We start from the raw sequence: 13,353 nt of genomic DNA, 5'->3' as shown, positions 1-13,353 counted from the left end.
AATATTTACGATAAAATACTAATAATTTCTGGTTTTGACTTTTCACTTGCAGTTGCAGCTCTATCAAATAACTTTACAAATATCATTGATAATAAAAAAGCAGTTATTCCACCTATAATTCGAGAACTGTTTATATTAGATCCAATGTATGTTCCTATAAACCCTCCCAATATTGCACCCATAAATGCAATAATTAGTGGCAAAACAAAAACAATAAAGGCCCCTTTTAAAACGTCAACTTCTTTCATTTCAAATGTCACCCTATCTCCAACTTTGGCCCCTATTTTATTATTTGCACTTATAATTACACTATCGCTGCCTGGACAACCTCCACAATTACTACAGTCACTATGTCTTCCAACTTTAATTTTGGTAATATTATCAATTACCTCAATTACAAGACCTTGTTCTGTTTTCATTTTTATCAGACCCCTTAAAACTATTATTAAATTATTACGTTTATTTCAATAGACTCATGTCGTAATTTAGTATTTCAGTATTATTATAAGCCTTGATTTCAAATTTTTAAAGAATAGCTATTTTTTTAACAATCTTAATTCGCCAAAATTAGCTATTTTAAAATGATTTTACATTAGGCATTGTTACATATATGATTCATGCTTAGTTTTATATTATACAGTAAGTGTTGTGTTGTCTTAATTCACAAGAAAGCTCACTAATAAATTATTTTTACTTTCTTCTATTTTAAGGAATTTTGGACATTCTTCTAATTTTTTATTTATATAATGTAATTCAAGCAATAATTACCTATCTAGTGAATTAAATAACACACCTTATACTCTATCTTTTTTGTATGAAATTTTCTATTATTTGCTTAGGCACAATCAAAAAAATAACAAGTCCATTTGCCATAAATATTCTTATATGCAGCATGGCTGCTTTTCTTTAATGTGCCTTATTATGTTTTTCTTAACCTAAAAGTAGTGATTAACTCTATTTAAAATAAAATTAATCACTACTATTTGAAATTCTAATTTATTATAATTTTTTTACGTTCTTGATAACTTCAGCACAATATTCTTTTACGCCTTCAGCCCCATTACTTTTATATACTTTATTTAAATCACTGCCAATACCACTACAGTCTGCTCCAGCTTGTATCCATTCATTTATATTATCTTTGTTTACTCCACCTGTAGGCATTATACTAATATCTGGGAAGATTGATTTTGCTGCTCCTATTAATCCTTTTCCAACAACATTTCCTGGGAATATCTTTATAAATCTTAATCCCATTTTATAAACTTTGTTTATTTCTGACATTGTCATAAGTCCTGGAATCATTAATGCTTTTCTTTGAATTGCATATGCTAGCACATCTTCATCAAGACAAGGAGATACAATAAAATCAGCATTATTCTTAATACATTCGTCTACAGCGTCTTTAGTTAAAACTGTTCCTGCTCCAACACATGCACCTTTATATTCGCCCTTTAATTCTTTTATAAGTTTTGGTGCATTTGGCACACTCATAGTTACTTCTATAATCTTCATTCCACCTTCAATAGCTGCTATACTAATTTCTTTTGCTTCTTCATATGTCTTAGTTCTAATAACAGCTACTGCTTTTTCTTCTTTTAAAGTATTATAAATTTCTTCAAACATCTTTTACACCTCATTTATTATTTTAACGCTCTATTTTTTTTGATTGTCCTAAGTGAACTAAAACCTCATCATAATAAGGAAGTCCTTCGTTATCACCTTCGACACCTACTACTAAAGATCCAACCGCATTTGCAAATCTTATAGTATTTTCTAATGTTTCACCTTTAAGTAATGCTGTTAAAAATCCTGCTGCGAATCCATCTCCTGCACCTACTGTATCAACTAAAGCTTTCGGTTTAATACCTTCTACATCATAAACATTTTCTCCATCTGAACCTATTGCCCCTTTTGCTCCTTTTTTAACAATAACCTTTCCTATTCCATAACCGTGGAAAGTTTTTATTGCTTTTTCTATATTAGTTTCTTCTAATAATATTTCTATTTCTTCATCACCTATTAAAAGAATATCCACATAAGGTAAAAGTTTGTCTATGTAAGTTTTTGCTTCTTCCTTACTCCACATTTTTAATCTAATATTTGGGTCAAATGATATTATTAAATTATTTTTCTTTGCGAGTTTTACTGCTTCTAATATTACTTCTCTATTATTCATATTAATTGAAGGAAAAACTCCTGTAATATGAAGTATTTTTGCATTTTTAAAATATTCTTCATTTAACTCTTTAGCATTCATTGTGCTAGTTGGAGACTTTTCTCTATAATAAAATGATCTACTAGATCCATCAGATAAAACTTCTCTAAAATATACTGAAGTTGGATATCCATCTACAAGTTTAACTTCTGAAATATCAATACCCTCTCCGCGTACAGTTTTTAATATATATTTTCCAAAGTCGTCATTACCAAGTCTGCTTATCCAACCTGATTTCAATCCTAATCTTGCACAACCTATTGCAACATTTAATTCTGCTCCACCTGTTTTTCTTTCAAAAGTATTACAAAATATTATTGGCCCTTTTTGCTTTGGACACATTGCAATCATTGCATCTCCTATAGTAATTACATCCATGAATAATACACCACTTTCAACTTATATTTTTATTTTTAGCATTATCAAGTATGTAGAGATAGAATTAGAATTTACACTTGATAAGGCTATTCTTGATTTTTAGGGTTAATATTACATATAATCAAGGAATATTATATATCTGTTTCTAGGTCCGCTTTAGTTCCGCATTGTGGAACGTTGTTTCATTGTATAATGTTATTTTAATATTTCCACTCCTAATTGTCAATAATACTACAATAAAAACTTATAATTTTTTTATTTGTTAAAATCTATATTAAATATTACAATGTAGTATAAAGAAAATAATTATGCATGGAGGATTTAATATGTCTGAGGATTCAAATAATATTAATTTAGTTCAGTCTGTAGAACGTGCACTAGACATACTTGATTGTTTAGCAGAATATCCAAAAGGTTGTGGAATTGGAGAATTATCAAAAACTTTAGGATTAAGTAAAAGCACTATACATAGAATTATCACAACTTTAAAATATAAAAAATATGTTACCCAAAACAAAGACAATGATAAATATCAACTTGATATAAAAGTACTTAATCTATCCACGTCTATGATAAACAGTATGGATTTAATAAGTATTTCTAGACCTTACATACATGACTTTGCAAATAAAGTTGATGAAGTCATACATCTTTGTATTCCTGATGAATCATATTCTAATATAATATATGTAGATAAAGTATCAGCTGAAAATCCTAGTAGAAACATAACAATGTCTTCAAGCATAGGTAAAAAAGCACCAATTTACTGTACTGCTTCTGGTAAGTTATTATTATCTCAATATCCTGATGATAAAATAAGAGAATTGTTAAAAGATACTGAATTTGTTAAATACGCCGAAAACACTATAACTGATATTAATGTACTTATAGATGAAATTCATGATATAAGAAAGAATTTATATTCACTCGATAATATTGAATGTGATACTGGCGTTATATGCATAGCTGTTCCTATTTTTGATAGAACTAATAAAATTATTGCAGCTACTAGTCTTTCATCTGTAACTCTTTTTAATACTATGGATGATTTATTAAAATATAAAACTGAATTCATGAATATTGCTAAAAATATTAGTAAGTTAATGGGGTATTTACCTTCTTAATATTTTATTACATCACACCTAAAAATATCTGCTTGAATATACTGAACATAACCGTAAAATATATTAATGAAAATATTATTATAAAACTTACTATCTCTTTTTAAATTACAATAATAATTTAAAATAGACACTATCAATACTATTAAATTTTATATTTATTTTTAGCCCTATCAAGTATATAGCGATAGAATTAAAATTTCTACTTGATAAGGCTATGATTAATTTTTTTTATTAATATCTATATAAGTTTCAATAATGATTTTACAATTAGGAATTCTAAAACTCTAATATTCTAAAGAACTTTAGAATTTTAGAATTTGCTTGTAAAATGCGGGTTAAGAGATATGTGAAAATTTTATTGCAACATATATATATAATTAAATAATATTATATATCGTTAATGTTATCATTAATTTAAATTACAAACTGATTATAATTTTATTATTCTACTATACTTCTAATATAAGATTCTATTTCTTTACATTTGCAATTATTAAAGAAATACTCTTTGAATTTTTCTCCACTTACAGCACCCTTTAATAAATCTTGATCTATTTCTTTTAAAATTGTTACCATATCTTTATGAGTTACTTTTTTAACTTCATCTAATATCTTTTTATTTCTTTGTTCTGGTATAACTCTGTCTTTTGGATACCCTTGTCCACTTTCACCTTGGAATAACTTTTCAAAAATGTATTCTAAGTTTAATTCAGCTCCCCATCCAAATCCTTTTGCAAAAGGCAATGCAATTGCATTTCCATCATTAATTTGTGCAAACATATAAGCATCTGAAGGATCTACTATATGACCACATAATACTCCTGGGAATGAATTAGCTGCAAGCATTGCACCTTCTCCTGTTCCACATCCAGTTATCACATAATCAGCTGCTCCTGAATTTAAAAGAATAGCTGCTAAAATACCATTTTGAACATATGTTAATACTGCTGGGTCTTCTGCACTATACATTCCATAATTGAATACTTCATGTCCCTTTGGTTCTACTATCTTTTTTAATGATGCGTATATCATTTCATTTTTTGCCGCTTGGCTATTTTCATTTATTAAAGCAATTTTCATTTTTGTTTTCCTCCTAATTATTAGTTTTTCTTTTACTGTTATTTTATTATTTTAATTATTATTGTGGTTGTTTTCCAATGTAAGCTAAAATTCCACCATCTACATATAAAATATGTCCATTAACAAAATCTGATGCATCCGATGCTAAGAATACAGCTGGTCCTGCTAAATCTTCTGGTTTTCCCCAACGTGCAGCTGGAGTCTTTGCTATTATAAATTCGTTAAATGGATGTCCTGGTGTTCTAATTGGTGCAGTTTGAGGTGTTTCTATATATCCAGGTCCAAGTCCGTTACATTGGATATTATATTCACCATATTCAGATGCAATATTTTTTGTTAGCATCTTAAGTCCACCTTTAGCAGCTGCATAAGCTGAAACAGTTTCTCTTCCAAGTTCACTCATCATAGAACATATATTTATTATTTTTCCATGTCCTTTTTTAATCATTCCAGGTATTACAGCTTTAGCTACTATAAATGGTGCAGTTAAATCTACATCTATAACTTGTCTGAATTCTTCTGCTTTCATTTCAAGCATTGGAATACGCTTAATTATTCCTGCATTATTTACTAGAATATCAATTACTCCAACTTCTTTTTCTATTGTTTCAACTAATTCCATTACCTTTGGTTCATTTGTAACATCACATACATATCCAAAAGCTTTTATTCCTAATTCTTCGTATGATTTTAATCCCTTATCAACCAATTCTTGATTAATATCATTAAATACTATTGTTGCTCCTGCTTGTGCATAAGATTTTGCAAGTGCAAATCCAATACCATATGCTGCCCCTGTTACTAATGCTATCTTACCTTCTAATGAAAAATTCTTATTTATATTCATGAAATATTCCTCCTTGAATTCATAATACTTATTTGATAATTTCATTATACTATTATATTTTCACTATTTCTTGTGATATATTCATCAAAATGTTGCAAATATTGAAGTAATAAGTATAATAAATATTAATAAGTCATTATTTAATGAGGTGATTTTAATGAAAGAACTTACATCTTGTAAGAAATCTATTAATAATTGTATAGAAAACAAATATTTTTCAATTGCACATCTACATAGTGAAGAAGAAACTATGGCAATTCATATACATGATTGTTATGAAGTTTATTATTCTATTTCTGGTGGAAAACAATTTTTAATTGATAATAAACTTTACGATATTAATCCAGGAGACTTATTTGTTATAAATCAGTTTGAAAGTCACTATGTTTCTCAAATAAGTAAAATGATTCATGAGAGAATAGTAATTTCTATCCATCCTGACTTTTTAAAATCTATCTCTACTACTAAAACAGATTTAAGCTATTGTTTTACACATCGTGATGAAAATTTTAGCCATAAACTTGAATTTGATAAAGAACAGCAAAATAGATTTATGTATTTTATAAATAAAATTGCAAGCTGTGAAGGTTTTGGTTCTGATATGATTGAGTATTCAAGTTTTATAGAACTTATGACTAATTTAACTAAAGCATTTGTAGATAATAAGGACTCATTGTTATCCTGTTATAAGTATAACAATAAAATTCAAGAAATAATTGGCTATATCAATGACCATGTTATAGAAAACATTACCATTACACATTTGGCAGAACACTTTTTTTTAAGTGAATCATATATTTGTAGAATTTTTAAATTGGCTACTGGCACCACTATAAATAAATATATTACTGCAAGAAGAATATCTATAGCTAAATCTCTGCTTTCAAATGGTTCAAGTATTAGTGATGTATATATTGAATGTGGATTTAATGATTATAGCAACTTTTTAAAGTCATTTAAAAAAGCTGTTGGCGTTTCTCCTAAAAAATATTCTACTTTTAGTATGAATTAGATTTAACAAAAAAAGAAAAAGCATCTACTTAAGATAACGGGTTCCACTTTGAAGCTCTTTTTATAAAATATCATTCATTTTCGCATTAATAAAACTCTATGATTTCATCATAGAGTTTTTGGTGGCATAGCTTTGTTTAAATGTACTTCTCCCATATTTTTTCTAATTTTATCATCAATAATCGCACTGTTAATAAATTTATTAACAGTGTGATTCCTTGTGCGATTATTTTAGTAATTTACCACATAGTAAGGAACAAAAATTATAACCTGAGAAGTTATAGCACGGACTTGTAAATAAGCTTACCTAAGATATGTAACATTTATAAGTTAAGGCACATACATCTTATTCTGACACAAAGTTAAAGAAGTTCAAACCAGGGAACAATTTATATATAATTATGCTAAATACTTGAAATTAATATTGATATTTGGTAAATAAGTATAGTATAATTAGTAAACTATTGTAAGATTAAATAAAATATTAATTTATATAACTTTTAGAGAGGTGGAAATTGATATGCAAACATCGGAAATAATACTTATTGCTCTTGTTGCTTTTATAGTTATAAGTCTAATTTGCCAATACATTTGCCAATACCTCGTCACTACAAACAAAATAAAGGTAAGTAAAATTTCAAAGATATTTTATAGCGATGATGAAAGTTTCATTAAATCTTGGGGAAAAACACAAGAAAGAGGTTTGATAAAGTATATCATTATTAATATTATTTCTTATACTGTTATAACGGGTATATTGGGAATAGTTATTATATTGTGCCAACGCAACGGGTATGGATATGAACTAAGTCAACTGGAATTACTTGATTATTTGTTAATGGGTGTTGTATTAGGTGCATACAATTCTTTTGGTTGGGTTATAAGCAAGAATAGGTACAACCGATTAAAAGAAGAAGAAAAAGTGAAAAGTGACAATATAAAAAAGGATACTATAAAATATAAAGCATAGTTCTAAATATACGTATTATGTGAATTAAGGTAAGATATTTGATTCCCCTTAGAAATTATTTTGTTTTAACAATATTTTTAAACATAGACTAATACTAAGTAAAAAACACAAGCGAAATGCGAGGCCACTGAAAAAGCTATGCTTTTTTAGTGTTTCAGATAAATAAAAAATAGGATTTTATTCAACTGTTTAAATCAGTTAAGTAGAATCCTATTTTTTACATTTAAAAAGAAAATATTTAATTTATAAAGGTTATTAGTTGCTATCTTATTGTTATTTCTCCTTCATTAAAGTTAGAATCCTTTTAATATTTACAGCAAATATTGTCATTGCTCCTTGTAATTCCATGCCAACTAGACCTGAAGATGATGCAACATCATATCCATGTCGGTGCTTAAGTTCACTGTTTTTAGCTTCAATTTTATATCGTTCTTTAGCTTTTTCCTTAAAGTATTCACTTTCTTGAAATTTAATTTGTTCCTCATGAGATAGTGATTTTATAGAAATGGAATATGTTTTTGCTTTTGATCCATCTTTATAGCATCCTTCTTTTATTGAGCATCTTTTACATTTATCTATATCAAAATAATATGTTTCAGTTTGATTTCTACCTACATTCTTTTTACCTTGCTTCGCTTTTCGAATGGCCATATGGCCGGCTTTGCAAACATACATCTCCGCATCTTTATTGAATTGGAATTTATCCTCATTTCTTCTGTTACCGTGTGTTACAGCCTTACTTAATTTAGATATTAATTTGATTTCTTTTTTGCTAGCATAATTTATATTTTCTTTCTCTGAATAAGCAGCATCACCAATAATATTTTCTACTTGAATTCCAGCTTGTTTACTATTCTCAACTAAATTTTGTAATTGCTTTCCGTCATGTTTTTCACCAGTAGTTACTGTAGCTGCAGTAATGATTCTTTCTTCAGTCATAGCAATATGAGTTTTATATCCAAAGAATGATGTATCAGCAGTTTTAGGTCCTACTTTCGCATCTACATCTTTAGAAAGATTAAGTTGCTCTATATCATCTTGTACTAGTTCTTTTAACATATTAATTTTTTCTTTTACATTTGGGTAACTAGAAATAATTTCATCTTCCAAAATAACGCTAATTAGTTTCTCACAGTAGTTTATTTCATCTTCCAAAATTCCATTATTGATCTTTGGAGGAAATTTGCTTTTCATTGTCTCATCTACTGCATAAACGGATTTTCGTAGTCTTTTAGAGTACTCTAAAAGAATTTCTCTAGGAGACTTTTGGTTATACCTTGCTTGTGTATGAGTTGAATCTACTATAATTGATTTACTTTTTATAATCTGTTTGTCTAAAGCTATTTCAACTGTTTTATTTATAAGCAAGTCTAAAAGATTAGAATCTTTCAAACGTAATTTTCTAAATTTAGTTAATGAACTAGGATTTATTACAGCTTCTTCGGGAGCCATACCTAAAAAATACTTAAATGACATATCATATTTTGATCTTTCTACAACATCCACATCTGAAACATCAAAAATAGTTTTTAATAATAAGTATTTAAACATTTTTATAGGATCAATTGCTCCGCGTCCGTTATTGGTACAATAAACGTTAATTAATTCCTCATAAATAAAAGAAAAGTCAACAAGTTCATTGATTTTTCTTAGCATGTTATCTTTAGGAACGATAATATCATATAACTCTGTATAAGGACTTAAAATCATAGCTGCTTGCTTTAACATTTATTTACCACCTTGCTTAGTCTTAATAAATAAATTATATAACAAAAAAAGCATATTCCCAATACTAAACGTATTGGAATTATACTTTTTAATTCTTAAAATAGAGTGAGGGCACTTTTTCAGTGGCCTCCGAAATGCCCTGTGTTTTTTTTGCTTAAATAGTAGATTAGTTACACCCATATATTAGTGGGATTCCGTAAGCTAATATCAATGATATATCAATAAAAGAACTTCAAAACGGAACCCGTTATACTTAAGAGATGCTTTTTAAACCCTTATGTTTCCTATAAATTATTATCTACAGTTGGATGCGGAAGCCACTGAAAATTTACACCATTCAAACCCACATTGTTCTGTTGAGATTTTATTGAAAAAGTGACTTTTCCAGTGCCCTCTTAAATATGCTATGCTAGTCTACTTATTTATCTACATCTTAATTTGAAATTAAAAGTTCTGTAGACTTAAATTTATTTTTTTCTTTAAGAACAAATTTTTTCTTATCAACAGTGAACTGTTAATTTATACATTCTAGATTCATACGGTCTAAGATCTATAGTTCCTATTGGTTCATTTACATCTGCATCATAATTTGAAATCAAAAGTTCTTTAGTCTTAAACTCAATTTGTTCTTTAAGAGCAAACTTCGCCTTATTTTCTGTAAAATTACATACAACTAATAATTTTTCATTTTCTAAAGTTCTTGTATAAGCAAATATTTCTTTATTTTCTTCTAAAATCAGTTTATATTCTCCATGCACAACTACTGGATTTGCTTTTCTAATTTTAATTAATTTTTTATAGTAGTTAAATATAGAATTTTCATCATTTAATTGTGACTCAGCATTTATTTCTTTATAATTAGGATTCACCTTTATCCATGGTTCTGCACTTGTAAATCCTGCATTTTCACTTTCATTCCATTGCATTGGTGTACGTGCATTATCTCTTCCTTTTGAGTAAATAGACTCCATTATTTCTTCATGAGTATATCCTTTTTCTTTTCTCTCTTTATACATATTAAGACTTTCTATATCTTTATAATCATCAAGACTTTCAAATCTTACATTAGTCATACCAAGTTCTTCACCTTGATATATATAAGGTGTCCCCTTCATTCCATGTAATAATGTAGCAAGCATTTTTGCACTTTCTACTCTATATTCTTTATCATTTCCCCATCTTGAAACTATTCTTGGTAAATCATGATTATTCCAAAATAAACTGTTCCAACCTGTTCCTTCTAATCCTGTTTGCCATCTTGATAATGCTTTCTTTAAGTCTAATAATTCTAAAGGTTTTAAATCCCATTTTTCTTTACCTGGTTGTTGATCTAATAAAATGTGCTCGAATTGAAATATCATACTAAGTTCACTATCATCTGGATTAGAATATTGTTTAGCTATTTCTATAGTAGATCCCCAAGTTTCTCCAACAGTTAATAAATCTTTACCACCAAAAGTCTTCTTGTTCATTTCTTTAATATATTCATGAAGTTTTGGTCCATTTGACATAATTTTTTCATCAGGAATCTTGCCTATAAGTTCTATAACATCCATTCTGAATCCACCAATACCTTTATCAATCCAAAAATTCATCATATCATAAACTCTACTACGTACTTCTTCATTTTCCCAGTTTAAATCTGGTTGTTTTTTACTAAATAAGTGCAGATAATATTGTCCACTTTCTTCATCATACTCCCATGCACTACCACTAAATGCTGAAGTTAAATCATTAGGTTCTCTACCATTTACTGGATCTCTCCATACATAATAGTCCCTATATTGATTTTCCTTTGATTTCTTTGCTTCAATAAACCATTTATGTTCGTCAGAAGTATGATTAACAACTAAATCCATAAGGATTTTTATACCTCTTTTATTACCTTCTTTAAGTAGCTCCTCCATATCTTCCATTGTCCCAAAGTCGTCCATTATATCTTCATAATCACTTATATCATATCCATTATCATCATTAGGTGATTTATATACTGGTGATAACCAAATAACATCAATTCCTAGTTCCTTTAAATAATCCAACTTTTCTGTAATACCTTTTATATCTCCAATTCCATCTCCATTTGAGTCATTGAAGCTCCTTGGATATACTTGATAAACTACACTTTCTTTCCACCATGTCTTTTTCATAATTTATTCTCCTCATTTATTATTAATTTTTTCAAACTTAAATACGTCTATGGATTTATTTAAAATGTTCATCATTACTCTTATGAATACTAGCCTCTAATACACTAAGCTTATAATGTATATTTTTCGTAAAACAAATAATTATTGTTATTTATTTTCATGTGCCTTATTAAACTACAAGAATAATTACTTGATATCCTTGTAGTATTATTTTGTCCTTTTCATGTTTTACTTCATCACAATTATTAAGTAATACTTTACTATATAGTTTAGGTAATTCAATTGTTTGCTCTTCTTTTTGATAATTTGCTAGTAACATTAATTTTTTAGATGATCCTTCTCTATAAAAAGCAAATAAATTATCATAGTTTTCTAATACAGATTCAAATGTGCCATATACAACTGCATCTTTAAATTCTTCTGATTTTCTTAAATTTATAAGTTTCTTATAAAAGTTAAATACAGAATCTTCATTCTCAACTTGTGATGCGGCATTAATTTCTTTATAATTTTTATTAACTTTAATCCAAGGCGTTCCTGTTGTAAAACCTGCATTTTCAATATCATCCCATTGAAATGGTGTTCTAGCATTATCTCTGCTATAATTATTTACAATTTCTAATGCTTCTTCTTTACTACATCCTTCTTTGATTGCTACATTATATTGATCTATTGTTGCAATATCATCAAATTCTTCTACAGAATTGATTTTGGTATTTGTCATACCAAGTTCTTGTCCTTGATAAATAAATGGTATGCCTCTAAGCATAAGAGATATAGCTGCAAGCATTTTCTTACTTTTATCATTTAGATCTTCCTTTGGAATATAATTACTTACCCCTCTTGGTTCATCATGATTTTCAATAATATTAGCTTTAAAACCTACGTCCGCTGTTTTTATTTGGCTATCAAAAATAGATGTTCTTAATTCATTTGGTGTAAAAGTTCTATTATCGTACCAGCCCTTTTCACTCTTACCTAACATCTCCATTTCAAAATCAAACATAGTAGAGAAATAGCCGTCTTTACCAATAAATTTATACAGTTCTCCTTCTTTCTCATTAAATACTTCTCCAACTGTAAAGGCACCAAACTTTTCAAAAGTTTCTTCTTTTAGTTCTTTTAACATATCTAAAACGCCTTCTGCTGATTCTAACATTCTATCTATACTACAAAGTCCATCTTCCCTATCAGCTGGAAAATCCTGAAATCTCAAGTCTTTTTTTATATTAATAATAGCATCTATTCTAAAACCTGCTAGTCCTTTTTCAAGCCACCAATTAATCATTTTATATATTTCATTTTTTAATTTTGGATTTTCCCAATTTAAATCTGGTTGTTCTTTTGCAAATACATGAAGATAATACTTATTTGTATTAGGTACCTTTTCCCATACACTTCCTCCAAAGTAAGACCTCCAATTACAAGGCGGTTTATTTCCTTTGCCTTCACGGAAATAAAAATAATCTGCATATTCTCCCTCTGGATCTTCTAATGCTTTTTTAAACCACTCATGTTTATCAGAACAATGATTAACAACTAAATCCATTAATATATACATATTTCTTGCTTTAGCTTCTCTTAGTAACTCGTCCATATCTTCCATAGTACCAAATTGGGAATCAATATTATAATAATCAGAAATGTCATAACCTTGATCTACCATTGGAGAACAATAAATTGGTGAAAGCCAAATTATATCTACTCCTAATTTTTTCAGATAATCAAGTTTACTTATAATTCCTCTTAAATCACCGATTCCATCTCCATTAGAATCACAAAAACTTTTTGGATATATTTGATAGGCTACTTTATCATGCCACCATTTTTTCATAATATAAAACCTCCTA

At 28.0% G+C, this 13,353-nt stretch carries 11 protein-coding genes; 3 read left to right on the top strand and 8 right to left on the bottom strand.

The window, feature by feature from the left end; translation table 11 throughout:
- Window positions 1-5: 5 nt before the first annotated feature.
- The 3 genes from psyc5s11_RS03530 to psyc5s11_RS03520 form a co-directional block, all read right to left on the bottom strand.
- A complete protein-coding gene (locus psyc5s11_RS03530; protein ID WP_224036261.1) occupies window positions 6-419 on the bottom strand; it encodes a SoxR reducing system RseC family protein in 414 nt (137 codons plus the stop codon).
- A 580-nt stretch (window positions 420-999) separates the two neighbouring features.
- The gene (locus tag psyc5s11_RS03525; protein WP_224036260.1) at window positions 1,000-1,626 is read right to left on the bottom strand and encodes a bifunctional 4-hydroxy-2-oxoglutarate aldolase/2-dehydro-3-deoxy-phosphogluconate aldolase; all 627 of its coding nucleotides are present in this window, start codon (window positions 1,624-1,626) and stop codon (window positions 1,000-1,002) included.
- 22 nt (window positions 1,627-1,648) lie between these two features.
- The gene (locus psyc5s11_RS03520; RefSeq protein ID WP_224036259.1) at window positions 1,649-2,596 is read right to left on the bottom strand and encodes a sugar kinase; all 948 of its coding nucleotides are present in this window, start codon (window positions 2,594-2,596) and stop codon (window positions 1,649-1,651) included.
- Window positions 2,597-2,922: 326 nt separating this feature from the next.
- On the opposite strand from psyc5s11_RS03520, the gene psyc5s11_RS03515 reads away from it, so the two are divergent.
- Entirely contained in the window at window positions 2,923-3,720 is a 798-nt protein-coding gene (locus psyc5s11_RS03515) for an IclR family transcriptional regulator (protein ID WP_224036258.1), read from the top strand.
- A gap of 441 nt (window positions 3,721-4,161) precedes the next feature.
- Here the strand turns inward: psyc5s11_RS03515 and psyc5s11_RS03510 are convergent, their stop codons facing one another.
- Together psyc5s11_RS03510 and psyc5s11_RS03505 are read right to left on the bottom strand one after the other, a co-directional pair.
- Window positions 4,162-4,800: an RpiB/LacA/LacB family sugar-phosphate isomerase gene (locus tag psyc5s11_RS03510; RefSeq protein WP_224036257.1), complete on the bottom strand. Its 639-nt coding sequence runs from the start codon at window positions 4,798-4,800 to the stop codon at window positions 4,162-4,164.
- A gap of 58 nt (window positions 4,801-4,858) precedes the next feature.
- Window positions 4,859-5,647 carry a gluconate 5-dehydrogenase gene (locus psyc5s11_RS03505; protein WP_224036256.1) on the bottom strand — a complete coding sequence of 263 codons (789 nt, stop codon included), beginning with the start codon at window positions 5,645-5,647 and terminating at the stop codon, window positions 4,859-4,861.
- Window positions 5,648-5,804: 157 nt separating this feature from the next.
- Between psyc5s11_RS03505 and psyc5s11_RS03500 the strand changes: the two genes are divergently transcribed.
- Window positions 5,805-6,659, top strand: a complete 855-nt coding sequence (locus psyc5s11_RS03500; RefSeq protein ID WP_224036255.1) for an AraC family transcriptional regulator — start codon at window positions 5,805-5,807, stop codon at window positions 6,657-6,659.
- Window positions 6,660-7,178: 519 nt separating this feature from the next.
- Window positions 7,179-7,628, top strand: a complete 450-nt coding sequence (locus psyc5s11_RS03495) for a hypothetical protein (protein WP_224036254.1) — start codon at window positions 7,179-7,181, stop codon at window positions 7,626-7,628.
- Window positions 7,629-7,901: 273 nt separating this feature from the next.
- Here psyc5s11_RS03495 and psyc5s11_RS03490 read toward each other — a convergent pair whose 3' ends face one another.
- The 3 genes from psyc5s11_RS03490 to psyc5s11_RS03480 all read right to left on the bottom strand — a co-directional run bounded on the left by psyc5s11_RS03490 (window position 7,902) and on the right by psyc5s11_RS03480 (window position 13,337).
- Window positions 7,902-9,356: an IS1182 family transposase gene (locus psyc5s11_RS03490; protein ID WP_224036253.1), complete on the bottom strand. Its 1,455-nt coding sequence runs from the start codon at window positions 9,354-9,356 to the stop codon at window positions 7,902-7,904.
- Window positions 9,357-9,856: 500 nt separating this feature from the next.
- The gene (locus psyc5s11_RS03485) at window positions 9,857-11,503 is read right to left on the bottom strand and encodes a glycoside hydrolase family 13 protein (RefSeq protein WP_224036252.1); all 1,647 of its coding nucleotides are present in this window, start codon (window positions 11,501-11,503) and stop codon (window positions 9,857-9,859) included.
- 169 nt (window positions 11,504-11,672) lie between these two features.
- Entirely contained in the window at window positions 11,673-13,337 is a 1,665-nt protein-coding gene (locus tag psyc5s11_RS03480; protein ID WP_224036251.1) for an alpha-glucosidase, read from the bottom strand.
- Window positions 13,338-13,353: the final 16 nt, after the last annotated feature.

This window comes from Clostridium gelidum, from assembly GCF_019977655.1.
Taxonomy (GTDB): Bacteria; Bacillota; Clostridia; order Clostridiales; family Clostridiaceae; genus Clostridium; species Clostridium gelidum.
Note: the sequence above shows the minus strand (reverse complement) of the source record. Positions and strands in the feature narration are given on the sequence as shown.